Source organism: Marinobacter lacisalsi, from assembly GCF_042651045.1.
Lineage (GTDB): Bacteria > Pseudomonadota > Gammaproteobacteria > Pseudomonadales > Oleiphilaceae > Marinobacter > Marinobacter lacisalsi.
The window spans coordinates 74,623-101,507 of record NZ_JBHSDI010000011.1 but is presented as its reverse complement, the minus strand read 5'-3'; the positions used below and the strand labels follow the sequence as shown (position 1 = coordinate 101,507).

Here is a 26,885-nt window from a genome sequence, read left to right as displayed (position 1 = left end):
GATGGCGGAAGTGCCGATTTTGCAGGAGCAAAAATCGGTCATGGATGTATTCACGGCGTGTCCCGGAAAAGGTCATCGCCTTGCGTGCACTGCACCAAATTCAACTCACTGGAGCCTGGATTTCCGGGATCTGTCCCCAGTGCGATATCTCTTTCCAGGACACGCCCGCAAGTACATCCATGTAGGGCTCGACGAAAACCGTCCCTGGTTTTCGACGGTCCTGGAAAGAGATCTCACCCTGTGGACATCATACGTTTGTGCAAGCCGCCAAAAAAGACAAAGCCAAGAATCAACCCAGGCCCTGCTCTGACAAAAACGCCATGAACTGCGCCTCATCCATCACCTTCACATCCAAAGACTCGGCCTTCGCCAACTTGGAGCCGGCGGCTTCCCCCGCCACAACGCAACTGGTCTTCTTTGAGACACTGCCCGCCACCTTGGCACCCAGGCTCTCCAGCTTCTCCTTGGCCTCATCCCGGGTCATTTCTGATAGCGTACCGGTCAGTACCCAGGTCTCACCCTTGAGAGGCAGAGCCGCCGGCTCGGCGACTTCCACCGACTGCCAGCGAACACCCCGTTCACGAAGCGCCGCAATGGTTTCCTGGTTGTGGGGCTGCCGGAAGAAACTGTGAATGTGTCCGGCCACGATCGGCCCCACGTCCGGGACCTCTTCCAGGGCTTCCTCTGACGCCTCTGCAATTTTCTCAAGGGTGCCGAAATGCATGGCCAGACCCTTGGCGGTCGCCTCCCCTACTTCACGGATCCCCAATGCGTAGAGGAAACGCCAGAGTTCCGGCTGACGGGAGCCATCAATCGCCTTTAGCAGGTTGTCGGCGGACTTGTCGCCCATCCGTTCAAGACGAACCAGATCCGCCTTGCGCAGTTGATAGAGATCCGCAACCGTGCGGACCATCTCCTTCTCCACCAGCATGTCGATCCATTTCTCCCCCAGCCCCTCGATATCCAGGGCCTTGCGGGAGGCATAGTGACGAATCGCCTCCTTGCGCTGGGCCGGGCAATAGAGACCGCCACTGCAGCGCGCCGCTGCTTCGCCCTCGATCTGAATCACATCGGAACCGCATACCGGGCAGTGTTCGGGGAGCTCCACCTTACGGGCATTTTTCGGACGCTTGTCCGTCACCACCTTCACCACCTGGGGAATCACATCACCGGCGCGGCGCACGAATACCGTGTCGCCAATTCGAACATCCAGGCGGCGGATCTCATCCATGTTATGGAGCGTTGCGTTGCTGACCGTCACTCCGCCCACAAAGACTGGTTTCAGCCGGGCTACCGGAGTGACCGCACCCGTGCGGCCCACCTGCCACTCCACATCCTGCAGCTCAGTCAGTTCCTCCTGGGCGGGAAACTTCTGGGCAATGGCCCACCGGGGGGCGCGGGACACAAACCCCAGCTTTTGCTGAAACTCGAGGATGTTCACCTTGAAGACGATACCGTCGATTTCGTACGGTAGCGTATCCCGTTTATCCAGCAGCGATTCATAGGCCTTCAGGCATTCCTCGGGGCCAGTCGCCAGGCTCATTTCCGGGTTGATGCGGAAGCCCCACTGGTGAACCATCTGCAGGCAGGCATAGTGGGTGTCCGGCAGGATACCTTCATCGGGGACGGCGACGCTGTAAGCGCACATTTCCAGTGGGCGTCGGGCCGTTACACGGGGGCTTTTCTGCCGCAGGCTGCCCGCAGCGGCGTTGCGGGGGTTAACGAAGGTCTTCTCCCCCTGGTTGGCCAGCTTGCGATTCAGCTCCTCGAATCCTCCCCGGGGCATGTAGACCTCACCCCGGATCTCCACTACGTCCGGTAACGTCTTGCCCCGCAAGCGCAGCGGCACGGATTCAATGGTGCGGATATTCGCGGTGATATCCTCGCCGGAGTAGCCGTCGCCCCTTGTGGCGGCCTGGGTGAGCACGCCCTTTTCGTAGTGAAGGCTGACAGCCAGACCATCCAGCTTGGGTTCGCAGACATACTCCACGTCGCCTCCCGTAGACAGCCGGTCCCGCACCCGGCGGTCAAAATCCCGCAGTTCATCCTCGGAAAACGCGTTGTCGAGAGAGAGCATGGGCAGGCGGTGGACAACCTCGTCAAAGGTATTATCTCCACTGGCGCCAACCCGTTGGGTCGGCGAATCCGGGGTCACCAGCTCCGGGTGCTCCGCCTCCAGCGATTGCAGCTCGCGCATCAGCCGGTCATATTCCGCATCCGGCACCGCCGGCTCATCCAGTACGTAATAACGGTGGTTATGGTCATCAATGACCTGACGGAGTTCCTGGATGCGGCTTTCAACGGATGAGGGCTGGCTCATGGCTCTGTAATTCCTGAAATGGCTCGGGGCTGGCGCAGACGACGGAGTCTGCGCGGCAGAAATCGCGTCTGGCGAGGGCCTCCCACTTTGAGTCCATTTTGACGGTCATTTGAGGCGCATAGTGGCTCTATGTAACGAAAATGAGCGATCAAAAGGGGCCACAGTGGGGCGGTCGCAGCTGCGGGACTTTCTGCTGTGCAGACGCCTACCGCTTGAAGCGGCGTTTGCGCTCGTATTCACGAATACGCTGACGACAATGCTCGATGGTCTGGGCGGTCATTACGCTGCGGCGTTCGTCCTTGAGCTCGCCGCCCAGGTTACGGACCACTGCCTGTGCCGTTTCCAGCATGAAGTCGAATGCCTGCATGTTGTTGGTGGGCCCAGGCAGACTCATGAAGAAACTGATACCCGGGGTGGACATCTGCTCCATCTCCCGGGGGGTGAAGGTACCCGGTTCGACGGCATTGGCCACGCTGAACTGGACAGGGCTGGTGGTTTCCCCGGTTTCATGGCGATGGTAGATATCCAGATCACCCAGCTCCAGACCACAGGCTTCGAACAGTTTCTGGAGTACCGTGCCGGAGAACGCCCCCCGCTCCTCGGAGGCGAGTACGTTGATAACGATCACTTCCTCTGCCGGAGGCCGGTTGGCACCCGCCATGGGCTGACCTTCCCGGGGGCCGTCGGAGGGCTCGCCACGGCTCGCGGTGTCCTCTTCCACCTCGGTGACAGTCGGCGGCTCAGGGTCCTTGCGGCCCATCATTTTCTTGCGTTCCGGGCGCTTTGGCCGCCGCACCGTGCGAGCCTCACCGACGATTTCTTCCTCGCTGTCCGTTTCCGGGGGCGTATCAACGGCGCTCACCGGCTCCCGGGACGAGAGTTCGTCCGGGCCTGGCGGCTCAGGATCCGGGTCGTCAGCGGAAAACGACGGCACGTCCGGCTCCGCTGACGCAGCCGGCTGTTCGGCTTCAGAAGCTTCCGAAACGCTGGCAGAGGTCACATAGCCCCGTTCTTCGAGGGAATTCCGGGATGCAGGACGGGCACCGCCGTTCGGCAGCTCAGGGTTAAAGCTGTCGTCCAGGGGCGAATCGTCGATATCGTCCGCCCCCATGCCGCTTGATATGGCGATAGCATCCTTACGGGCACGACGCATGCGGCGAAGGCCATCCAGTATGATGACGATGATAATCAGGGCACCAATGGCAATTAACCATTCCCGAAGCGTCATAACTACCCGATCCTGTTAGTGTCGTTTAAAGTGGTAACTCTAAGAAAAGACCATTACGAATACAACGCAATGTCCTGTCAAATGGCCGTTTTTTCATGTCGCAGGCGCCTTGCCCGCGTCATCAGGTGATCACGCTTCGGCCAGCGCCGCGGCTTCGTCCACGTCCACCGAAACCAGCCGTGAGCAGCCGGGTTCGTGCATGGTCACACCCATCAACTGATGCGCCATCTCCATGGCGATCTTGTTATGGGTGATGTAGATGAACTGCACCTGGGAGGACATTTCCTTCACCATGTTGGCGTAACGGCCCACGTTGGCGTCGTCCAGCGGGGCGTCCACCTCGTCCAGCATACAGAACGGCGCCGGATTGAGCTGGAAGATGGAGAATACCAGGGCGATGGCGGTCAGCGCCTTCTCGCCACCGGACAGGAGGTGAATCGTGCTGTTTTTCTTGCCCGGGGGGCGGGCCATGATCGTCACGCCCGTCTCGAGCAGGTCTTCACCGGTCAGCTCCAGGTAGGCATTGCCACCGCCGAAAACTTTCGGAAACAGGGCCTGAAGGCCCCCGTTGACCTTGTCGAAGGTCTCCTTGAAACGCTGGCGGGTTTCCCGGTCAATCCGGCGAATGGCGTTGTCGAGGGTTTCCAGCGCTTCCATCAGGTCTTCGTGCTGACTGTCCAGGTAGGTCTTGCGCTCGCTCTGTACCTGGTACTCCTCGATGGCGGCAAGGTTGATGGCACCCAGACGCTGAATACGGTTGCCGATCTTTTCCAGCTCTTCCGCCCAGGCCTGCTCGGTGGCGTCCTGTGACAGGTTCTCCAGAATATCCGCCAGCCTGACCTCCAGTTCTTCCAGCTGTTCCAGGTGATTGGCAGATCGGATCTCCAGCGCCTGGGATTCCATCCTCAGCTTCTCAAGCTGGCCACGGATCTCCTGGGCACGGTGTTCCGCCTGGCTGCGGAACTGCTCCTTTTCCCGCACCTCCCGGTCGATTTCCTCCAGTGCGTCCCTGGCCACGGACAGCTTTTCTTCCTCGGCCAGGCGCCGGTCCAGCAACCCTTCGAGCTGCATTTCCAGATCTTCGATGGGGGCTTCCGCGTTCTCACGATTCTCCCGCAGGATGTCCAGTCGCTCTTCCAGGCGCTGATCCTGCAGTCGGGTACGCTCCAGGGTCTGCCTGAGGCCATCCTGCTGGCTGGTCAGCGACTGGGTACGCAGTTGTAACTGATGGGCATGGTCCCGGTCGCTGCGAGCCTGGTGACGAAGGTGGTCCAGGCGTTCCCGGAGGTCATCCCGTTGCTCCAGCAAGCGCTCCTTCTCTGCCTCGGTATCCTCATTGTCGGCCAGTGACTGATCCCATGTCAGGCGGGCTTCTTCGAGGTCTTCCTGCTTGATCGACAGCTGTTCACGGATGTCGGTTACGTCCTCGTCAACCCGCCGCAGCCGTTCATTGATCTGCTCGGCCCGCGCCTTCAGGCCACTGACCCGGGAAGTGAGTGAAGACAGGTCCGCCTGGATATCGTTCGCGGCCTGCTGGGCCTGATCCCGCTGCAGTTCGGCCCCGGAGGTCCGCTCCTGACTCTCGGCCAGCCGCTCCCGGGCCTCGGCCAGTCGGGTTTCGGCCTCGTCCAGTGCGGATGCCAGCTCCTCCACCTTTTGCTGCCGCTCGATAACGCCGGTGCGTGAACGATCAGACTCGGGCATGCGCAGCCAGCCACGTCCAAGCCAGATACCCTCCGGGGTAACCAGGGTTTCATGGTCGGCGAGCCCGGGCTGACGACCCAGGGCTTCACGAAGGTTGGCCGCCGTTCCGACCCGTGCCAGCCAGGGGACGAGGCTGCTGCCATTGCGAACCTTCGCAGCAAGGCTGTCTGGCTCTGCCCCAGCGTCCACCGGCCCCTTCTGAACCAGGGCCAGCCCGCGCGGCGCCTGGTCCAGCTGCTGCCCCAACGCGTCAAGGCTGTCCACTTCGACCCCTTGCAGAAGGTTGCCAAGCACTTCCTCAACGGCAAACTCCCAGCCCGGGTCTGTCTGTAACTGCCGGGCAATGCGCGGTGCATGGGAAAGGCCGGTATCGCCAAGCCATTGCTGCAGGGTGTCATCGTCCGCACCCAGCTGCTCGTCCAGCAGCGCCTGCTGGGACTCCAGGGATGCCCTGAGGGACTGGTCCCGCTGACTCAGTTCGCTGACCTGGTGCTCCTGGTCCCTGAGCTGCCCTTTCAGATCCTGCAACCGGTCGGTGGCGTCCTCAATGGTTTCAGCGGCTTCCTCTCGGCGGAGGTTAAGCTCGGCTTCCTGCTCGAGCAGTTCGTCCAGTTCGCCACGGTCCAGCTGGCCATCCAGCAGCTCCTTTTCGTCCTCCAGCCGCCGCTGACGGGTAATCAGGTTTTCAATTTCCTGCTCGAGATTGCGAATGCGGTTCTGGGCCAGCTCCGCCTCCCGTTTGGTGTCGGACGAGCGGGCACTGAAGGACTCCCACTGGTGCTGCCAGTCGCTCATGGCCTCTTCGGCGGACTGTAACTGGATGGCGGATTCCTCCGCCTGGGCGGCCAGGGTTTCCTGCTCTGGCTCCAGGCTGGCCAGTTCCTCGTTGATACCGGCAAGCTTGTCTTCGTCCTGGCCCAGCTCCCGGGCTATCTCGCTGCGGCTGGCCAAGGCCTGGTCGAGCTCTGTCGCAACCTGCCGGCTACGCTCCCGCTGGTGTTCCAGGCTCTGTTCAACCCGGGCGATGTCAGCGCCTGCCTCATAGTAACGGGCCTGGTTGCGATTGAACTCCTCCGTGCGCTGCTGGTGATCATCCCGCAGCCGCTCCAGGGAGCTTTCCAGGTTAACCCGTTCGGTCAGGTGCTTCTCCAGCTCCAGTTCGGTGTCACGCAACTGCTCCCGGCGCTGCCTGAGATCCTCGTCAAGGCCCTGCCACCTGAGTACAGTCAGTTCCGCCCGATACTGGCGTTCGGTAGCCTTGAGCTCCTTGTAGCGTTCAGCAGCCTGAGCCTGGCGCTGCAGGTGCTGGAGCTGCCTTTCCAGCTCATCCCTCAGGTCGGTCAGGCGTTCCAGGTTTTCCTGGGTGCGGCGGATGCGATTCTCGGTTTCCCGGCGACGCTCCTTGTACTTGGAGATACCTGCCGCCTCCTCGATATATATCCGGAGTTCCTCCGGCTTGGCTTCGATCAGCCGCGATATCATGCCCTGCTCGATAATGGCGTAACTGCGGGGCCCCAGGCCTGTGCCCAGGAACAGGTCGGTAATGTCACGGCGCCGGCATTTGGCACCATTCATGAAATAGTCGGACTGCCCTTCCCGGGATACCCGGCGGCGTACCGAAATCTCGTTAAAGCGGGCGAACTCCCCCGGTGCGGTACCATCGGAATTGTCGAAGATCAGCTCGATGGACGCCTGTCCCACCGGCTTACGGGCACTGGAGCCATTGAAAATGACATCTGACATGGACTCGCCACGCAGGTACTTGGCGGAACTCTCCCCCATAACCCAGCGTACCGCGTCGATAATATTGGACTTGCCGCAGCCATTGGGGCCGACCACGGCCGTCATGTTGGACGGAAACGGCACCGTGGTGGGGTCGACGAAGGATTTGAACCCTGCGAGCTTGATGGACTTCAGGCGCATGTTGTTCTGTGTATTCCTTTGACCGTAATGGCTCGTGTCTGTGTGGTTGATTCGGTAACCGGACCGGCCGCCAAGTGGCAAGTATGTGCGCTTTTAAAGAGGCGCAGTTTACCACAGGGATGACGGAAGCCCAGCCCGTCAGCCCCTCATTTGCCTGAGGACGGGACACAGCAACGGCAAAAACTTGACGCCTTTATCTGCGCACGACCGCCAGCCACATAAAATCAATCATATATAACTGTTTTATATATTATTTTAAAGGGTGGCACATTACCTGCTTAACCATAAAAAACATTAACGAAGGCAGTATCCATGGCAGGTAATTACCGCTCACTTCACAACGCTCAGACGACTGAACAGGGGCGCCTGGTGGCACTGCGCCAGGCCCGTGAAGCATGGTCCGGTGCTGACGACCCGGTGGCAAGATTATACCGCCGGGCCAGCACAACCCTGTCACTGGAGCTTCTGCTGGGTATCTTTGCGGAAGAGCTGGCCTGTGCCCTACCCTTTGGCCAACTGGTATACCGGCACCGACTGGGCCACCAGGATTTTGTCTACTCTACCGGTGTGGGTGGCCCCCACCGCTGTGATTACCAACTGACACTGGAAGGCATCAACTACGGCGCCCTTTGCCTGCAGAGACGAACCCGGTTCCATGAGGAAGAGCTGGAGATTATCGAATACCTGTTGGGCATCCTGATCTGTCCCCTGCGCAATGCCTGCCAGTACGCGCTGGTGGAGCAGGCAGCGCTGACCGACGCGCTGACTGAAATCCCCAATAAGCGGGCACTGGACATGTCGCTGGTACGCGACTGCAGTATCGATGACCGCCACGGGGACACCTTCACGCTCATCCTCTGCGACCTGGATCACTTCAAGGACGTCAACGACACCTACGGACACGTCATCGGCGACCATCTGCTACAGGCAACCGCCAGGGCACTGCGGGAGGCTACCCGGGAAGGCGACAGCATCTTCCGCTTCGGAGGAGAGGAGTTTGCGGTTATCCTGCCGCACACGAATCTGGCCGATGGTCGAGAGGTGGCGGACAGGATCCGTGCCGGCATCAATGGCATCCGGGTGCCCTGTGGCAACCAGCAAGTGCGGGTCACCGCCAGCGCTGGCGTTGCCTCACATCGACTGGGCGAAACCCCTGACCAATGGCTGGCCAGGGCAGACGATGCACTCTACCGTGCCAAGAACGCCGGCAGGAACTGCACGCACGTTGCCCACATCATTGCGGGCAGCGAAACGCAGTCCGCCTGACAGGTTATCGGGAGCGCCCGGTCGCCGCCCCGCCACCCTTCTTCCTGCCACCAGAGGGTTTCTCAGGCGCGGGGCTGCGTGCAGGCCGACGCGCGCCGGTGGCCTTGGGCGCTGCCTGATCCGATACCTGCCAGCGACCACCCACCGGTTTCTTGTTGCCTTTTGACGGCGCCTTGCGTCGACGGCGTTCATGTTCCGCCTGCTCGCCAGGGGTCTTGTCCGGAAGTTGTGAAAGCGGCAGCCCGACCGCCGTGCTTAGGTTATCCAGGCCCTTCTGATCCAGTTCCTCCCAACGCCCGACGCTTAGCCGGCTGGGGAGAAATATCGGTCCGTACCGAACCCGCTTGAGGCGACTGACCCGCACGCCCTGGGACTCCCACAGGCGACGCACTTCCCGGTTACGCCCTTCCATCAGCGTGACATGGAACCACTGGTTCTGGCCCTTGCCACCGGCAGGGGAGATGTCGGAAAAGGACGCTACGCCATCCTCCAGTAACACGCCTTCCCGCAGCCTCTTGATCATCTCATCGTCTACCGTGCCAAAAATGCGCACAGCGTATTCCCGATCAATTTCACTGGAGGGGTGCATGAGCCGGTTGGCCAGTTCGCCGTCGGTGGTGAAGAGCATCAGCCCGGTGGTATTGATATCCAGCCGGCCCACACCAATCCAGCGCTGGTCCTTCAGACGGGGCAGGCTGTCAAAGACCGTGGGCCGGCCTTCGGGATCGTGACGGGTGGTCACTTCCCCTTCCGGTTTGTTGTAGACCAGTACCCGGCGGACCACGGCACCAGCGGACCGGCTTTCAACAGGCTTGCCATCAACGGTAATGCGATCGCTGGCCAGGGCACGGTCGCCGGGTTGGGCCACTGTTCCGTTGACCATGACCCGACCGTCCTGGATCCAGGCATCAACTTCCCGGCGGGAACCGACACCAGCACGGGACAAAAGTTTCTGCAGACGCTCAGGCTGTTCTTCAGAGACTGATGTGCCCTGCCTGGACGTCTTGGGGGGGCGTTGCGACGCCATGGAATGATCCTTACTGGATTAATGAAGTGTGGTGTTGCTGTCCGACGAATCGCCGGAACCCTTATCCTGAGACGGCGCCGGAGCTGACTCCCCGTTGTCTTCAGGGGCGGCTGCCGTTGGCTCAAACTCGATTTCGGCCTGTATGTCCTGCTCGATCTCCCGTCCGATCTCCTCCAGGTCCCGAATCTCGGCCAGCGGTGGCAGCTGTTCAAGACTGGCCAGATTAAAGTAGTCAAGAAACTGACGGGTGGTGGCATACATGGCCGGACGCCCTGGTACGTCCTTGTGCCCGACTATTCGTACCCATTCTCGCTCCTGCAGCGTACGGATAATATTGCTGCTTACCGTAACACCCCGTATGTCCTCAATCTCGCCACGGGTGATGGGCTGGCGGTAGGCAATCAACGCCAGGGTTTCCAGTAGTGCCCGGGAGTAACGCTGAGGCTTTTCCTCGAACAGGCGACCCACCCAGGTAGCGTACTCCTGACGAACCTGGAAGCGATAGCCACTGGCCACCTTGCGCAGCTCAAAGCCTCGGCCGATGCAGGCTTCGTCCAGCAGCATCAGCACATGTTCCATCACCTGGCGGGCAGGCCGTTCGTGCTCCTCGAACAGCTCACGGAGCTGATCGATGCTCAGGGGGCGGCCCGCCGACAGCAGCGCGGCTTCAACAATATTCTGCACTCGCTTGAGGTTTTCTTCGTTCATCTCAGTTACTGGTTCGCGCCCGGACATGAATGGCACCCAGGGTTTCCGCCTGGACAATCTCGATCAATTCTTCCTTGACCAGTTCCAGCATGGCCAGGAACGTGACCACCACACCAAGCCGCCCCTCCTCGCGGGTAAACAGGCTCTCGAAGGTCGCAAACCGATCAGCCGGCAGACTCGCAAGGATGGCGGACATCCGCTCACGGGTGGAGAGCCGTTCCTTTTCCACATGGTGACTGGTGAAAAGATCCGCACGATGCAGCACCCCCTGCAGGGCCAGCAGCATGTCGCGGAGCTCCACCGGTGGATGGGTATCGCCCCGGGACAACTCCGGTAGTTTGGCGGAACTGACAAAGGTATCCCGCTCGACGCGGGGCAGGCTGTCGACATCCTCCGCAGCCTTCTTGAAGCGCTCGTATTGTTGCAGACGACGGATCAGTTCCGCCCTGGGGTCAACTTCCTCCTCATCTTCCACCTCCTGGCGTGGCAGCAGCATCCGCGACTTGATCTCGGCCAGGGTCGCGGCCATTACCAGGTATTCCGCCGCCAGTTCAAAACGCATGGCTTCAACGGCACTGATATATTCCATGTACTGGCGGGTGATCTCGCTGACATCGATATCCAGGATATTCATGTTCTGCTTGCGTATCAGATACAGCAGCAAATCCAGCGGTCCCTCGAAGGCTTCCAGAAATACCGCCAGTGCATCCGGGGGGATATAGAGGTCCCGGGGCATATCCGACAAGGGTTTGCCTTCTACCCGGGCAACAGGTTCCTGTTCCTGCTCAGCCTCAGGGATTGCAGGCGTATCCTGTACGTTATCGGAACCGGTCACCTCTTCAGTCACCTGTCACCCCCTTGGGCTCCATCACCGGTACACTACTCCCATCGCCTCACGTACCTCCTCGAGAGTGTCCCTGGCGGCATCACGGGCCCGGTCGGCACCTTCTTCAATAATCGCCTGGATCAGGTCCGGGTTGTTCTCGTATTCCCTGGCCCGTTCATGCAGCGGCCGCTGCTCCTCCACGATGGCCTCGATCACCGGCTTCTTACAGTCCAGGCAACCGATACCGGCGTTGCGGCACCCATTCTGGACCCACTCCCGGGTCTGCTCATCTGTATAGGCCTTGTGGAACTCCCACACCGGGCACTTCTCTGGCTCACCCGGGTCCGTACGACGCACCCTCTGGGGGTCCGTGGGCATGGTGCGGATTTTCTTTGCCACCGAATCCGGTGATTCCCGCAGACCGATGTCATTGCCATAGGACTTGGACATCTTCTGTCCATCAAGCCCGGGCATTTTCGACGTATCCGTCAACAGCGCCTGAGGCTCGGGCAGCAACACCTTACCGCCGCCCTCAATATAACCGTAGAGACGCTCCCTGTCCCCGAGGGAGATATTCTGTTGCTCGCGGAGCAGTGCACGCGCGGTTTCCAGCGCTTCCTGGTCACCCTCCTCCTGATAGCGACGCTTGAGGGAGCGATACAGACGCGCATTTTTCTTGCCCATCTTGACGATGGCACCTTCCGCCTGCTCCTCGAAACCGGGCTCCCGCCCATAAAGGTGATTGAACCGTCGGGCAATTTCCCGGGTGATCTCCACATGGGACACCTGATCGGCCCCTACCGGAACCTTGCCGGCCCGGTACAGCAGGATATCGGCACTCTGGAGAAGCGGATACCCGAGAAATCCGTATGTTGCGAGATCTTTTTCACGTAATTTGTCCTGTTGATCCTTGTAGGTGGGCGCTCTTTCAAGCCACCCAAGGGGCGTAATCATGGATAACAGGAGGTGAAGCTCGGCATGCTCCGGTACGGAGGACTGGATAAACAGCGTGGACGACCCGGGGTTTACCCCCGCCGCCAACCAGTCGATGATCATCTCCCAGACGTTCTCACGGATCTGGGACGGGTCATCGTAGCTTGTGGTCAGGGCATGCCAGTCCGCCACGAAAAAAAAGCACTCGAATTCATGCTGTAGCTTCACCCAGTTTTTGAGTACACCGTGGTAGTGCCCCAGATGCAGGCGTCCGGTGGGCCGCATACCGGACAGCACCCGTTGCTGGGAATCAACAGAACCCAAAGCATGAACTCCTTATGGTCACAATTGACCGGACATGATAAATCAGTCCGCGCGGGGATGACAGAGATCCCCATCCAGAAACGCAAAACCCCCGCACCGGTCACACCGGGCGGGGGATCCAGACTTGACGGTTGTGCCTTTCGGCTTACCAGCCAGTCACTTCCTTCAGGGCCTTGCCGATCTCGGCCAGGCTGCGCACGGTTTTCACACCGGCGTCCTGCAGGGCGGCGAACTTCTCGTCGGCAGTACCCTTGCCACCGGAGATGATGGCGCCGGCATGACCCATCCGCTTGCCCGGAGGCGCGGTAACACCGGCGATGTAGGACACCACCGGCTTGGTCACGTTGTCCTTGATGAAGGCAGCGGCCTCCTCTTCGGCGGTACCACCGATCTCACCGATCATAACGATGGCCTCGGTTTCCGGGTCTTCCTGCAACAGCTTCAGGATATCGATGAAGCTGGAGCCCGGGATCGGGTCACCACCAATGCCCACGCACGTGGACTGACCATAGCCGAAGTCGGTGGTCTGCTTGACCGCTTCGTACGTCAGGGTGCCGGAACGGGAGACAATGCCCACCTTGCCCTTCTGGTGGATATGACCGGGCATGATACCGATCTTGCACTCATCCGGAGTGATCACGCCGGGGCAGTTCGGGCCGATCATGCGGGCGCCCTTCTTGTCGACATATTCCTTGGCGTAGAGCATGTCGATGGTCGGAATACCTTCGGTGATGCAGACAATCAGCTGGATGCCAGCGTCGGCCGCTTCGATGATGGCATCCTTACAGAACGGCGCCGGCACATAGATCACAGTTGCCTCGGCGCCGGTCTGCTCGACAGCCTCACGCACCGTATTGAATACCGGCAGGCCCAGGTGTTCGGTTCCGCCCTTGCCGGGGCTTACGCCACCAACCAGCTTGGTGCCATAGTCAAGAGCCTGCTCGGAGTGGAAGGTACCCTGGGCACCGGTAAAGCCCTGACAGATAACCTTGGTGTCTTTGTTGATCAGGATGCTCATGATTTACCCCCTGCGGCTGTAACGACCTGCTCTGCAGCATTGGACAGGCTGGTTGCGGCGATGATGTTGAGGCCACTCTCTTCGAGCACCTTGGTACCCAGTTCGGCATTATTGCCTTCGAGGCGTACCACCACAGGAACTTTTACACCCACTTCCTTCACGGCACCGATGATGCCCTCGGCGATCATGTCACAGCGCACGATACCGCCAAAGATGTTGACCAGTACCGCTTTGACATTGTCATCAGACAGGATGATCTTGAACGCTTCGGAGACGCGCTCTTTGGTGGCACCGCCGCCCACGTCCAGGAAGTTCGCCGGCTGGCCGCCGGACAGCTTGATAATGTCCATGGTGCCCATGGCCAGACCAGCGCCGTTGACCATGCAACCGATGTTGCCATCCAGGGCCACGTAGTTCAGTTCCCAGCTGGCCGCTTCCGCTTCGCGGGCGTCTTCCTGGGAGGGGTCGTGCATCTCCTGGATCTGCTTCTGGCGATACAGGGCGTTGCCGTCCACGCCGATCTTGGCGTCCAGGCAGTGCAGGTTGCCCTCGTTGGTGATGACCAGAGGGTTGATTTCCAGCAGGGCCAGGTCCTTGTCTTCGAACAGCTTGGCCAGACCCACGAAGATCTTGGCAAACTGACCGATCTGCGGTCCTTTCAGGCCCAGCTTGAATGCCAGTTCACGGCCCTGGTACGGCTGTGCACCGACCAGCGGGTCGATCTCGGCCTTGAGGATCTTCTCGGGGGTTTCCTCGGCTACCGTCTCAATCTCAACCCCACCTTCGGTGGAAGCCATGAACACGATACGGCGGGTACCACGGTCAACCACCGCACCCAGATACAGTTCCTGATCGATATCGGTCAGCGACTCAACCAGAATCTTGGCAACCGGCTGGCCTTTCTCGTCAGTCTGGAAGGTCACCAGGTTCTTGCCCAGCCACTGCTCGGCAAATGCCTTGATCTCGTCCTTGCTCTTGACCAGCTTGACGCCACCGGCCTTACCGCGACCACCAGCGTGAACCTGGGCCTTTACTACCCAGGCATCACCACCGATCTTGTCCGCCGCAGCGACGGCTTCTTCAGGAGTATCACAGGCATAGCCCTTGGATACGGGCAGGCCGTATTCAGCGAATAGCTGCTTGGCCTGATATTCGTGCAAATTCATAGTCTAGTGTCCCGCTTCTTGATGGAGGATAACCACATATACGGAAATGAACCCGCCAGAACCCATCGGAAACAGGCCTGCGCAATACGCCTGCAGCCTGACTCCGATGCGCTCCATCACGCGAATTCGCTACGGCCCGCCGGGGATCGCCTCAGCGTGCCTAAACGCCGCTTCGGGGACGGTGTGTTTTCACCGAAAGGGGCCGGCGCCATTGCCAACCCTGCCCGAAGCGTCAGCGTTATTTCTTCTTGCGACGGTTGGCCTTGTGAATGGCACCACCGTCAACGCCCAGGGCCGCCTCATGCACAGATTCCGACAGGGTCGGGTGTGCGAAGCAGGTAAGCGCCAGATCTTCGGCACTGGAGCCGAATTCCATGGCGATGACACCCTGAGCCACGATCTCGGATGCCTGGGGACCCACCACGTGGAAGCCCAGTATCCGGTCGGTCTTCTCGTCGGCAATGATCTTCACCATGCCGCCGGTCGAGTTGGCGGCCATAGCCCGGCCGTTCGCGGCAAACGGGAAGGTTCCCACCTTGTAGGCCTCGCCCTCGGACTTGAGCTGCTCCTCGGTCTTGCCTACCCAGGCCACTTCCGGCGAGGTATAGATAACGTTGGGAATACAGTCGTAGTTGACCTGGGGCTTGTGGCCGGCAATACGTTCGGCAACCATGATGCCCTCTTCCGAGGCCTTGTGGGCCAGCATCGGGCCCCGCACCACGTCACCAACGGCCCATACGCCGGGAACGTCGGTCTTGCAGTTGTCATCCACGTAGATGAAACCGCGCTCATCCAGGTTAACACCGGCGTCCGCAGCCAACAGGTTCTCGGTATTGGGTCGACGCCCCACGGCAACAATCAGCTTGTCGAACTTGACCTGCTCCTTGTCCTTGCCGTCCTCGTAGTCCACGTAGACCAGCTTGCGCTTCACTTCCGCCTTGGTCATGCGGGTACCGAGCTTGATGTCCAGGCCCTGCTTCTTGAAATGCTTGAGGGCGTCCTTGGCCACCTGCTGATCCACCGCCGGCAGAAATGAATCCATGGCCTCCAGTACGGTAACCTCGGAGCCAAGACGAGCCCAGACACTGCCCAGCTCAAGGCCGATAACGCCGGCGCCAATGACGCCGAGACGCTTGGGTACCTGATCAAACTCCAGGGCGCCCTCGGAATCCACGATGTGGTCGCCGTCGAAGGGAGCCGGCGGAATCTCGATGGGCTTTGAGCCACTGGCCAGGATGACGTTCTCAGCCTCATAGACCTTGCTGTTGCCATCCTTGTCGGTGACTTCCACCTGCCTGTTGGCCAGCAGCTTGCCATGACCATGTATGGCGGTGACGCCATTGGTCTTGAACAAACCGGCAATACCGCCGGTGAGCTGCTGGACGATACCGTCCTTGCGCTCCATCATCTTGCCGATATTGATGTTCAGGTCCTTGAGCTCAATCCCCTGATCGGCATAGCCGTGCTGCGCTTCCTCATATTTATGGGAAATTTCCAGCAGCGCCTTGGAGGGAATACAACCAATATTCAGGCAGGTACCCCCAAGTACCTGTTGTTTGCCGTCACTGGACGTCCACGACTCCACACAGGCGGTCTTCAACCCCAGCTGAGCGGCCTTGATGGCTGCAACATAGCCGCCGGGGCCGGCGCCGATGACGATAACATCGTACTTGTCAGACATGTTCTATCCCGTTATCTGGCGGAAGCCCCGGCAGGTTGGTTGCCCCCGGGGCTCCGGAATGGGTTTGCGAGGTTCAGACGTCCAGCAGGATGCGGGTCGGGTCCTCGATCATTTCCTTGATGGCCACGAGGAACTGCACCGCCTCCTTGCCATCGATCATACGATGGTCATAGGACAGCGCCAGGTACATCATTGGCAGGATCTCAACCTGACCATTCACCGCCATGGGGCGCTCCTGGATCTTGTGCATGCCCAGGATCGCGGTTTGTGGCGGGTTCAGGATCGGTGTGGAAATCAGCGACCCGAAGATGCCTCCGTTGGTGATGGTGAAGGTGCCACCGGTCATCTCGTCAATGCCCAGCTTACCGCCTTTTGCCTTCTGGCCGTACTCAACAATCTTTTTCTCGATATCCGCCAGACCCAGGGCATCCACATCGCGGATCACGGGAACCACCAGACCACGGTCAGTGGATACAGCCACGCCGATATCCTGGTAGCCATGATAAACCATATCGTTGCCGTCGATGGAGGCATTCACCGCCGGGAAACGCTTGAGGGCTTCAGTGGCCGCCTTGGCAAAGAATGACATGAAGCCCAGCTTGATGCCGTGACGCTTCTCGAAGGCTTCCTTGTATTCCTTGCGCAGCTCCATCACCGGCTTCATGTTTACTTCGTTGAAGGTGGTGAGCATGGCGGCATCGGTCTGGGCCTGAACCAGGCGCTTGGCGATGCTGGCCCGCAGACGGGTCATGGGAACACGCTTTTCGACGCGTTCGCCCGCAGGTACATCCGCAGCCGGCGCGGCTGCCGGCTCAGAAGCGGCCTGGCTGCCAGCGGAGGACTTGGCGCCATCAACATGGGCCTGCACGTCTTCCTTGGTAACGCGGCCGCCCTTGCCGGTACCCTTGACGGCGTCCGGATCAACGTTGTTTTCCTCGGCCAGTTTGCGGGCCGCCGGGCTCAGGATAGCGTCACCGGACGCAGCGGAGCTGCCGGTATCGGAAGGCGCTGGCTCCCCGGATTTTGCCTCGGGCTCCTCGCTCTTCTCTTCCTTGCCCGAGTCGCCGCCCTCGTCGGACTTGCTCTCGCCTGCGGCACCAGCCTTGAACTTGCCGATTACCTCACCGCTTTCAACGGTGTCGCCCTCATCCTTGACGATCTCCTCGATAACACCGTCGGCCGGCGCTACGACTTCCAGGACCACCTTGTCGGTTTCGATATCGACAATCAGTTCGTCGCGTTCACAGGCTTCACCAGGCTTCTTGTGCCAGGTCGCGACGGTACCTTCAGCGACCGACTCCGGGAAAACAGGGGCTTTTATTTCTGTTGACATTTCAAATCCTTACGTTCGGTAACTGGTCACAGTTCAAAGGCGTCATTCACCAGCTTTTTCTGCTGCTCGACGTGTACGGACATATAACCGGCGGCCGGAGCGGCAGAGGCATCACGGCCAGCATAGTCCAGATAGAGCTTCGGGTTGAGCCGCGCAAGCGCTGCCCGCATGTGGTGCTGGCTGCAATACCATGCGCCCTGGTTCATGGGCTCTTCCTGACACCACACCGCTTTCTTGAGTTTGGTGTAGGGTGCCAGCAGCTCGTCCAGATCATCACCAGGAAACGGATACAGCTGCTCGATGCGGAAGATAACCGTGTCGTCGCGACCATCGGCCTTTTTCTTCTCAAGCAGATCGTAGTACACCTTGCCGCTGCAGAGGATCAGCCGGGTAACCTTTTTCGGATCCGACGGCTCCTTTTCCGGCAATACGGTCTGGAAGGTACCGGTGGTCAGGTCTTCCAGGTCCGAAGTAGCTTCCTTGTGGCGCAGCAGACTCTTGGGTGTAATCGCCACCAGCGGCTTTCGCAGGGGCCGCTTCACTTGCCGACGCAGCATGTGGAAAACCTGCGATGGCGTGGTAGGTACGCAAACCTGGATGTTGTGTTCAGCTGACAGCTGCAGGAAGCGCTCCAGTCGCGCGGAGGAATGCTCCGGGCCTTGCCCTTCGTAGCCATGGGGCAGCAGCAGCGTCAGGCCACACAGACGGCCCCACTTGTGCTCACCACTGGTCAGGAACTGGTCAATGACCACCTGGGCGCCGTTGGAGAAGTCACCAAACTGGGCTTCCCAGACCACCAGGGTGGCGGGCGTAGTGGTGGCAAAGCCGTATTCGAAAGCCATCACCGCCTCTTCCGAGAGCAGTGAGTCGTAGATCTCGAACTTCGGTTGCTTGTCGGACAGGTTCGCCAGCGAGGTCCAGGTCCCCTCTTCCTTCTGATTGTGAAGGACGGCATGACGGTGGGAGAAGGTACCCCGACCGACATCCTGGCCGGTGATACGAATCGGATGACCTTCGTCCAGCAGGGACGCATAAGCCATCATCTCGCCGTAGCCCCAGTTCAGCCCCAGGGCGCCGGCGGTCATCTTCTTGCGATCGTCAACAATCTTCTGTACCTGGCGCTGGATGGCGAAGCCCTCCGGCACCCAGGTCAGCTTCTTGCCCAGGCGCTGGATGTTCTTGAGGGTAACGCTGGTCTTGCACTTGGCCGTCCACTCGTGACCCAGATACGGCGTCCAGTCCACGTAGAGCTCTGTATTGGGTTCCTTGACCAGGGACTTGACCACGTGTTCACCGTTATCGAGGGCATCCCGATAATCGGTTTCCATCTTCTTGGCGTCGTCCTCGGAGATTACCCCTTCCTCCACCAGCTTGCTGGCGTACAGGTGGCGGGTGCTCTTGAGCTTGCGGATCTTGTCGTACATCACCGGTTGGGTAGCCGAGGGCTCATCGGCCTCGTTGTGGCCACGGCGGCGGTAGCAGACCAGATCGATAACCACGTCACCCTTGAACTCGTTGCGATAATCCATGGCCATCTGGGTGGCGAACATGACCGCCTCGGGATCATCGGCATTGACGTGCAGGATCGGCGCCTGGACCATCTTGGCCACATCCGTACAGTATTCGGTAGACCGGGCATCTTCCTGCTTGCTGGTGGTGAAGCCAACCTGATTGTTGATCACCAGATGAATGGTGCCACCCACCCCGAAGCCCCGTGTCTGGGACATCTGGAAGGTTTCCATCACCACGCCCTGGCCGGCAAAGGCGGCATCACCGTGCATGATAATGGGCACCACCTGGCTGCCATCGGTGTCATTACGGCGGGTCTGACGGGCCCTGACAGAGCCGACAACGACCGGAGAAACAATCTCCAGGTGGGACGGGTTGAACGCCAGCGCCAGGTGAATCTCGCCGCCTTCAGTCATCACATTGGAGGAAAAACCCTGGTGATACTTGACGTCACCGGAGCCGGAATCCGCCATTTTCTTGCCCTCGAACTCATCGAAGAGCTCTTTCGGGTTCTTGCCCAGGGTGTTGACCAGGACGTTCAGGCGGCCACGGTGGGCCATGCCCAGAACAATTTCCTTGGCACCATAGCTACCGGCACGCTGGATCAGTTCGTCAAGACAGGGGATCAGGCTCTCGCCCCCTTCCAGACCAAAGCGCTTGACACCGGGATAGCGTGAACCCAGGTACTTCTCCAGACCCTCGGCGGCGGTGAGCCGTTCAAGGAGGTGCTTGCGGGTCTTCGGTTCGTAGGCAGGTTTCGAGCGTACCGGCTCCATGCGCTGCTGGAACCAACGCTTGATGCGGGTGTCCAATACATGCATGTACTCGGCGCCGATACTGCTGCAGTAAGTCTTGCGCAGCTCGTCGACGATGTCGCCGAGTTTCATTTTCTCGGACCCGAAGTTCAGGGAACCAGTCTGGAACTCGAGATCGCGATCCGCCTCGGACAATTCGTGAAACGCCGGATCGAGGTCCTCGACCTGTGGCCGCTGCCATACCCCCAGGGGGTCCAGCTTGGCCTGCTGGTGGCCGCGGAAGCGATAGGCGTTGATCATCTGGAGAACGCGGATCTGTTTACGGTCGGCGTCACTGGTGGCGGAGGCGGGAACACCGGCGCCATTATAGAAGCGCTGGTTACGGGAGATGTGCTCGAACTGTTCGCGAATGGTGGAGTGGGCAACATCACGGGTATGACCGTCAATGCCCGGCAGCTTGTCGAAGTAACTTCGCCACTCTTCGGGAATGGCATTGGGATCGGTCAGGTAGGTTTCAAAAAGCTGCTCGACATAGGCAAGATTCCCACCCTGTAGATGGGATGTCTGCCATAACTGCTCCATTATGCTTTCATGCATTTTGAATAGCTCACCTTGGACTGGTGCGGGGGAGCTTTTAATGGTCGGCCAGGGATATTTCTCAGTCAATACGGGTTTTTACCGGATCGACTGCAGCCACCATATCACTCACGGATGTTTTCCGTTCCCCGGTGGTTTTTATACTAAATCGCGCCGCCGGAGCGCTTTGTGGGCACTCCTGACGGCTCGATAGCTTGCCTTACCGGCCCTTACCTGCCAATGCGCCTTTGGTAGAAGGCTTTCCTGCCAGGTGGAACGCAGACCGAAGGCCTGGCAACTCCAGAACAGTATAGCGATCTTGCGGAAAACCGCAGATCAGGTGGCCCGCTGCAACAGCAGGTTCCGGATGTGTCCGATCGCGCGGGTCGGGTTGAGACCCTTCGGGCACACACTTACGCAGTTCATGATACCCCTGCAACGGAACACACTGAACGGATCGTCCAGCTCCGCCAGACGTTCGGCCTGCGCGGTATCACGGCTGTCAGCCAGGAAGCGGTAGGCCTGAAGCAGGCCCGCCGGGCCGATGAACTTCTCCGGGTTCCACCAGAACGACGGACAGGCAGTGGAACAACAGGCGCACAGAATGCACTCGTACAGCCCGTCCAGCTTCTCCCGGTCCTCAGGGCTTTGCAGCCGCTCGATGGCGGGTTCAGGGCTGTTGTTGATCAGGTAGGGCTGCACCTTTTCGTACTGCTGGTAGAACAGGTTCATGTCCACCACCAGGTCACGAATCACCGGCAGGCCCGGCAGCGGGCGCAGCACCAGCTTGTCGTGCTTGACCACCTCGGACATCGGGGTGATACAGGCGAGACCGTTCTTGCCGTTCATGTTCATGCCATCGGAACCGCAGACACCCTCACGACAGGAGCGACGATACGCGACGGAGGGATCCCGCTCCTTAAGAAGGTTAAGCACGTCGAGCACCATCAGGTCCTTGCCTTCCGGGAGCTCAAGCTCAACATCCTGCATGTAAGGGGCGTTGTCAGTTTCCGGGTTGTAGCGGTAAAGGCTTACCAACATCTTTCATCTCCCCCTTAATAGGTCCGAATCTTTGGCTCGAACGTCGGAACCGTCTTCGGAGCGAAGTTCACATCGCGCTTGCCAAGCCGCTTCTCGAGCGGGAAGTAAACAGAATGCTTCAGCCAGTTCTCGTCATCACGCTCGGTAAAGTCATTACGGGCGTGCGCGCCACGACTTTCCTTGCGCTCGACGGCGGACACAGCCGTGGCGTAAGCAACCTCATAGAGGTTGTCGAGTTCAAGAGCTTCAATGCGAGCGGTATTGAAGGCATCGCTGCGGTCGGCCAGTTTGGTTCTGCGTACACGCTCGCCAATCTCGTCCAGCTGCTTGAGCCCTTTCTCCATGCTCTCACCGTCACGGAATACGCCGAAGTAAAGCTGCATGCAACTTTGCAGGTCCTTGCGAACCTTGGCCACGTCCTCACCTTCTTCGGTGTTGTTCAGGCGCTCCAGGCGGCCCATGGCTTTCTGGATTTCCTCATCGGTGGCAGCGTCAGTCTCAAAGCCGTCACGGATCATCTTCTCGATATGCAGACCGGCCGCCCGACCGAAGACCACCAGATCCAGCAGTGAGTTGCCGCCGAGGCGGTTGGCACCGTGTACCGATACACAGGCTGCTTCACCACAGGCAAACAGGCCTTCAATCGGCTGGTCGTTGCCGTTCTCGTCCTGGGACAGAGCCTGACCACCCACGTTGGTGGGTATGCCGCCCATCATGTAGTGACAGGTCGGTACCACCGGAATCGGCTCCTTGACGGGGTCAACGTGAGCGAAGGTGCGGGACAGCTCACAGATACCCGGCAAGCGCAGGTTAAGTGTCTCTTCGCCCAGATGGTCCAGCTTCAGTAGTACGTGGTCCTTGTCAGGGCCACAGCCACGACCCTCGAGAATTTCCAGAACCATGGAGCGGGCAACCACGTCACGACCGGCCAGGTCTTTGGCGTTAGGCGCGTAGCGCTCCATGAAACGCTCACCTTCGGCATTGATCAGGTAGCCGCCCTCACCCCGACAGCCCTCGGTTACCAGAGTTCCAGCACCATAAATGCCGGTCGGGTGGAACTGCCACATTTCCATGTCCTGAACCGGGAAGCCGGCGCGCAGGGCCATGCCGACGCCATCGCCGGTATTGATCAGGGCATTGGTGGTAGAGGCGTAGATGCGGCCTGCACCACCGGTAGCCAGAACCGTGGCCTTGGCCTTGATGTAGGCCACTTCACCGGTTTCGATCTCGATGGCAACCACGCCAACCACCTGGTTCTTGCTGTTCTTGACCAGGTCGACGGCATACCACTCGTTCAGGAAGGTGGTACCGCCTTTGAGATTGGCCTGATAGAGGGTGTGCAGCAGGGCGTGACCGGTACGGTCAGCGGCGGCACAGGTGCGCGCTGCCTGAGTGGGGTTATCCGGCCCCTTGGACTGACCGCCGAACGGACGCTGGTAGATGCGTCCCTGCTCGGTGCGGGAGAACGGCAGGCCCATGTGCTCCAGCTCGAAAACGGCCTGGGGGCCGACGGAGCACATATACTCAATGGCGTCCTGGTCACCGATGTAGTCGGAGCCCTTGACGGTGTCATACATATGCCAGCGCCAGTCATCGTTGGGATCTGCACTGGCGATGGCGCAGGTGATACCACCCTGGGCGGACACGGTGTGGGAGCGTGTCGGAAAAACCTTGGTAATACAGGCGGTGTTAAGACCGGACTCGGTCAGCTGCAGGGCTGCACGCATGCCTGCGCCACCGCCACCAATAACGATCGCGTCGTAGGAAATGGTCTTGATATTAGCCATCGATTAAAGCCCCCAAAGAATCTGAATGCCCCAGACCACATATACGAACATAACGGTGCCGCAGACGGCCTGAACCAGGAATCTCGGCAGAGTCGCCTTGATGTAGTCGGTGGAAACGGTCCACAAGCCAACCCATGCGTGACCACCGAGCGCAATCAGGGTGCCGAGACTGAAGATGCGGAACCACGTCTGGCCAAACAGACCAGCCCAGGCCTCGTAGTCCACGTCGGTGGTCAGCATGAACCCGAGCAGGAATATCGTATAAAGTGCCAGTACGTAGGCACTGACGCGCTGGACCATCCAGTCATAAACGCCGCTACGGCCGAGATTTGTTACGCTGTTTACTGCCATACCCATACCCCCGCGAGAATGATCAGAATGACTGAAATCACCACTGTGAGCTTGGCCGCCAGACGACCGCTCTTGAGCTCTTCACCGATGCCCATGTCCATCAGCAGGTGCTTGATGCCAGCTACCAGGTGATACAGCAGGGCGGAAAGGATGCCCCAGATGATCAGCTTCGCCAGGAAGCTGTTCAGCAGTTCATTAACGCGATTGAAGCCATCTTCCCCGGAGAGGGAAACGTCCAGCCCGTACAGCAGGAAGGCGACACCCACGAATAAGATGACGCCACTGATGCGGTGCAGAATGGAAGTAATGGCAGGCAGCGGAAAATGAAACTTGCCGAGATCGAGATTAACTGGTCGTTTGCTATTCACAGCGCTCTCACACTCTCTCGTTACTCCGCGTTTCCGGCCAGGCCGGGGCGGATGGTTGGTATGTAAGGATGACCGTGACGGCACGCCTTTGTGTCCGCACAGGTTATTCAGGAGGGAGAACATCACCGCAGACGTCGTTGCAGGCGTTCCGTAATGGTATGTCCCCGTTTCCGGGCTAGGGATTATAAGGAGTGCCCCGGGGAATTACAAACCGGCAAACCCGGAAACCCCTGTCAGAACAGGCCATCCACTCAGCTATTGTGATAATTGACAAATTCAATTTGAGACGGATACTCATTGTGCCTCAACACGACGCAGGCCCGACCAGGCGTCGAATTTCACCTCCGGGCGCCTCCATTTTAGATCACAATCAGGTATCATGCCCGGATAGAATCCGTATCTTTTATCTCGCCGCGCATTGACAAAAAAAGCCAACACCCTATATTTTGCCGCCGGTTTACCAATAATACGCGCCTTCCCGCGCCACTAACGCTGAAAACAGGAGAGCACCATGACCGACAGGAAAGCCACGCTCTCGGTGGGTGACAAATCCATTGAGCTTCCGGTTTATTCAGGTACCGTCGGCCCAGACGTCATTGACGTTCGCGGCCTCGTTCAGGAAGGCGTCTTCACTTACGATCCGGGCTTCGTCTCCACCGCCGCCTGTGACTCGGCCATCACCTATATCGATGGCGCCAAGGGCGTTCTCCTGCACCGCGGCTACCCCATCGACCAGCTGGCCGAAAGCTCTGACTACCTGGAAGTGTGCTACCTGCTGCTCAATGGCGAGCTCCCCACCCCGGAAGAGAACCAGCGTTTCCACGACACCATCAAAAACCACACCATGCTGCATGACCAGATGCGCAATTTCTTCCACGGTTTCCGCCGTGATGCGCACCCCATGGCAATCATGTGTGGCGTAGTGGGCGCCCTGTCCGCCTTCTATCACGACCAGATGGACGTGACCGACCCCCGGCAGCGGGAAATTACCGCCCATCGTCTGATCGCCAAGATGCCGACCATCGCAGCCTGGTGCTACAAGTATTCCATTGGCCAGCCGTTCATGTATCCGCGTAACGACCTGGACTACGCGGAAAACTTCCTGCAGATGATGTTCGGCGTGCCCTGCGAGACGTACAAGCCGAGCCCCACCCTGGCCAAGGCCATGGACAAGATTTTCCTGCTGCACGCTGACCACGAGCAGAACGCATCCACCTCCACTGTGCGACTGGCAGGCTCGACCGGCGCCAACCCCTATGCCTGTATCGCCTCCGGCATTGCTGCCCTGTGGGGTCCGGCTCACGGCGGCGCCAACGAGGCCGTACTGGACATGCTGGCGGAGATCGGCGACGAGAAGAACATCGAGAAGTTTATCGCCAAGGCCAAGGACAAGGACGACCCGTTCCGTCTCATGGGCTTTGGTCACCGGGTCTACAAGAACTTCGATCCTCGTGCCAAGGTTATGCGCGAGACCGCTCACGAGGTGCTGCAGGAACTTGGGCTGGAAGACGATCCGCTGCTCAAGATCGCCCAGCGCCTGGAGAAGATCGCTCTGGAAGACGAGTACTTCGTGGAGCGCAAGCTGTACCCGAATGTCGATTTCTATTCCGGCATCATCCTCAAGGCTATTGGCATCCCGACCTCCATGTTTACGGTGATCTTTGCCATGTCCCGCACCATTGGCTGGTACAGCCACTGGAACGAGATGGTGTCCGGCAACTACCGCATCGGTCGTCCCCGTCAGCTGTACACCGGCTCCGAGAAGCGGGATTATCCGAAGAAGTAACAGTCCTGCGCTTAATTGCAGACGCTATTGAAAGGCCGCCGGGTTCGCTCAGCGGCCTTTCTTTTTCTGGTCGGGGGAGGGAGAAGGGGCCACACAGAGTTACCGGCAGACATCCCCTCTCCCCTTCGAGGGAGAGGGCCAGGGAGAGGGGGAGCACCCGCAGGGTGCCTGGATATCCAAGCCGGGAGCTTGCCCCTCCACCCTCTCCCGTCAAGGGAGAGGGGGCTACACGGAATTACCGCCCCCTTAGGGGAGCTGGTTCAGCCCTACAGCGCACTTTAACATGCTGGATGCTTCTGCAATCATCAACGACTTGACACATTGACCTGGCAACGGGAGTAATCCGGATGAAAAATATTGCGTTTATTGGCCTTGGCGTTATGGGCTACCCCATGGCCGGGCACCTGGCTAATGCCGGGCTGACGGTCAATGTATGGAACCGCAGCCCCGAGAAAGCCAGTCAGTGGGCCAATGACTACGACGGTGAAGCCTGTATCACCATTGCCGATGCCGTCCACGGCGCCGATGTGGTATTGACCTGCGTGGGGGCCGATCCGGATCTGCGGGAGGTATACCTTGGGGAACATGGCATTATCGCCAATGCGCCAAAGGATGCAGTGCTCGTCGATCACACCACGGCGTCGGCGGGCATTGCTGAACAACTCGGTGAGGCCGCCGCTGCGGCCGGGCAGCATTTCATTGATGCGCCAGTGTCCGGAGGCCAGCAGGGAGCCGAAAACGGTCAGCTCACCATTATGTGTGGTGGTGAGGATAATGCGTTTACCCGGGTCAGCAAGACCCTGAGCCTTTATGCCAGGGCGCTGAACCTGATGGGGCCGGCAGGTAGCGGGCAGAAAACCAAGATGGTGAACCAGATTGCCGTTGCCGGCCTGGTGCAGGGACTCTCCGAGGCAATTCACTTCGCCGAGCAGGCAGACCTGGATGCGTCAAAGGTCATCGACGTCATTTCAAAAGGTGCGGCTCAGTCCTGGCAGATGGAAAACCGTTCCGCCACCATGATTGCCGGTGAGTTCGACCATGGTTTTGCCGTGGACTGGATGCGAAAGGATCTGTCGATCTGCCTGGAGGAAGCCCGCCGTAACGGCGCCAAGCTGCCAGTGGCAGCCCTGGTGGACCAGTTCTACGCGGACGTACAGGACATGGGGGGACGGCGCTGGGATACGTCGTCGCTGATTAAGCGATTGAGGACGAAGTGATTTTCTAACCACGAAATCCACGAAAAGGCCGAATACCA

The 26,885-nt window shown here is 59.5% G+C and carries 19 protein-coding genes; 3 read left to right on the top strand and 16 right to left on the bottom strand.

The annotated features are described in order from the left end of the window. Positions 1-289 precede the first annotated feature (289 nt). From ligA to smc, 3 genes are all read right to left on the bottom strand, one after another. Positions 290-2,320: an NAD-dependent DNA ligase LigA gene (ligA, locus tag ACFOZ5_RS07900; protein WP_379886491.1), complete on the bottom strand. Its 2,031-nt coding sequence runs from the start codon at positions 2,318-2,320 to the stop codon at positions 290-292. A 205-nt stretch (positions 2,321-2,525) separates the two neighbouring features. After that, the gene (zipA, locus tag ACFOZ5_RS07895; RefSeq protein ID WP_379886490.1) at positions 2,526-3,548 is read right to left on the bottom strand and encodes a cell division protein ZipA; all 1,023 of its coding nucleotides are present in this window, start codon (positions 3,546-3,548) and stop codon (positions 2,526-2,528) included. Positions 3,549-3,677: 129 nt separating this feature from the next. Further along, entirely contained in the window at positions 3,678-7,175 is a 3,498-nt protein-coding gene (smc, locus tag ACFOZ5_RS07890; protein WP_379886489.1) for a chromosome segregation protein SMC, read from the bottom strand. A gap of 312 nt (positions 7,176-7,487) precedes the next feature. Here smc and ACFOZ5_RS07885 point away from each other — a divergent pair, with 312 nt between their 5' ends. Continuing rightward, positions 7,488-8,441, top strand: coding sequence for a GGDEF domain-containing protein (locus ACFOZ5_RS07885; protein ID WP_379886488.1), 954 nt, complete (start codon positions 7,488-7,490; stop codon positions 8,439-8,441). 4 nt (positions 8,442-8,445) lie between these two features. On the opposite strand, the gene rluB is transcribed toward ACFOZ5_RS07885, so the two are convergent. The 13 genes from rluB to sdhC form a co-directional block, all read right to left on the bottom strand. After that, positions 8,446-9,468 carry a 23S rRNA pseudouridine(2605) synthase RluB gene (rluB, locus tag ACFOZ5_RS07880; protein ID WP_379886486.1) on the bottom strand — a complete coding sequence of 341 codons (1,023 nt, stop codon included), beginning with the start codon at positions 9,466-9,468 and terminating at the stop codon, positions 8,446-8,448. A gap of 18 nt (positions 9,469-9,486) precedes the next feature. Next, positions 9,487-10,176, bottom strand: a complete 690-nt coding sequence (gene scpB, locus ACFOZ5_RS07875; protein ID WP_379886485.1) for an SMC-Scp complex subunit ScpB — start codon at positions 10,174-10,176, stop codon at positions 9,487-9,489. 1 nt (position 10,177) lies between these two features. Then, positions 10,178-10,912 (bottom strand): segregation and condensation protein A, encoded by a 735-nt coding sequence (locus tag ACFOZ5_RS07870; RefSeq protein WP_379886629.1) that lies wholly within the window; start codon positions 10,910-10,912, stop codon positions 10,178-10,180. Positions 10,913-11,044: 132 nt separating this feature from the next. Then, the gene (locus ACFOZ5_RS07865; RefSeq protein ID WP_379886484.1) at positions 11,045-12,259 is read right to left on the bottom strand and encodes a tryptophan--tRNA ligase; all 1,215 of its coding nucleotides are present in this window, start codon (positions 12,257-12,259) and stop codon (positions 11,045-11,047) included. A 145-nt stretch (positions 12,260-12,404) separates the two neighbouring features. Continuing rightward, complete coding sequence (sucD, locus tag ACFOZ5_RS07860; protein WP_379886483.1) at positions 12,405-13,277, bottom strand: succinate--CoA ligase subunit alpha; 873 nt, start codon at positions 13,275-13,277, stop codon at positions 12,405-12,407. Next, the gene (sucC, locus tag ACFOZ5_RS07855; RefSeq protein WP_379886482.1) at positions 13,274-14,443 is read right to left on the bottom strand and encodes an ADP-forming succinate--CoA ligase subunit beta; all 1,170 of its coding nucleotides are present in this window, start codon (positions 14,441-14,443) and stop codon (positions 13,274-13,276) included. Before sucC ends, sucD begins: the two co-directional genes overlap by 4 nt. A 238-nt stretch (positions 14,444-14,681) precedes the next feature. Then, complete coding sequence (gene lpdA / locus ACFOZ5_RS07850) at positions 14,682-16,124, bottom strand: dihydrolipoyl dehydrogenase (RefSeq protein WP_379886481.1); 1,443 nt, start codon at positions 16,122-16,124, stop codon at positions 14,682-14,684. A gap of 73 nt (positions 16,125-16,197) precedes the next feature. Further along, positions 16,198-17,457: a 2-oxoglutarate dehydrogenase complex dihydrolipoyllysine-residue succinyltransferase gene (gene odhB / locus ACFOZ5_RS07845; protein ID WP_379886480.1), complete on the bottom strand. Its 1,260-nt coding sequence runs from the start codon at positions 17,455-17,457 to the stop codon at positions 16,198-16,200. A gap of 26 nt (positions 17,458-17,483) precedes the next feature. Next, positions 17,484-20,318: a 2-oxoglutarate dehydrogenase E1 component gene (locus tag ACFOZ5_RS07840; RefSeq protein ID WP_379886479.1), complete on the bottom strand. Its 2,835-nt coding sequence runs from the start codon at positions 20,316-20,318 to the stop codon at positions 17,484-17,486. 315 nt (positions 20,319-20,633) lie between these two features. Further along, on the bottom strand, positions 20,634-21,338 hold the full coding sequence (locus ACFOZ5_RS07835; RefSeq protein WP_379886478.1) for a succinate dehydrogenase iron-sulfur subunit: 705 nt from the start codon (positions 21,336-21,338) through the stop codon (positions 20,634-20,636). Positions 21,339-21,352: 14 nt separating this feature from the next. Beyond that, positions 21,353-23,125 (bottom strand): succinate dehydrogenase flavoprotein subunit, encoded by a 1,773-nt coding sequence (gene sdhA / locus ACFOZ5_RS07830; RefSeq protein WP_379886477.1) that lies wholly within the window; start codon positions 23,123-23,125, stop codon positions 21,353-21,355. A 3-nt stretch (positions 23,126-23,128) separates the two neighbouring features. Further along, on the bottom strand, positions 23,129-23,482 hold the full coding sequence (sdhD, locus tag ACFOZ5_RS07825; RefSeq protein WP_379886475.1) for a succinate dehydrogenase, hydrophobic membrane anchor protein: 354 nt from the start codon (positions 23,480-23,482) through the stop codon (positions 23,129-23,131). Next, complete coding sequence (gene sdhC / locus ACFOZ5_RS07820; protein ID WP_379886474.1) at positions 23,467-23,844, bottom strand: succinate dehydrogenase, cytochrome b556 subunit; 378 nt, start codon at positions 23,842-23,844, stop codon at positions 23,467-23,469. The genes sdhD and sdhC overlap by 16 nt, the downstream gene beginning before the upstream one ends. A gap of 511 nt (positions 23,845-24,355) precedes the next feature. Here sdhC and gltA point away from each other — a divergent pair. Further along, positions 24,356-25,630, top strand: a complete 1,275-nt coding sequence (gene gltA, locus ACFOZ5_RS07815; protein WP_379886473.1) for a citrate synthase — start codon at positions 24,356-24,358, stop codon at positions 25,628-25,630. A 347-nt stretch (positions 25,631-25,977) separates the two neighbouring features. Next, complete coding sequence (locus ACFOZ5_RS07810; protein WP_379886472.1) at positions 25,978-26,847, top strand: NAD(P)-dependent oxidoreductase; 870 nt, start codon at positions 25,978-25,980, stop codon at positions 26,845-26,847. The last annotated feature ends 38 nt before the right edge of the window (positions 26,848-26,885 follow it).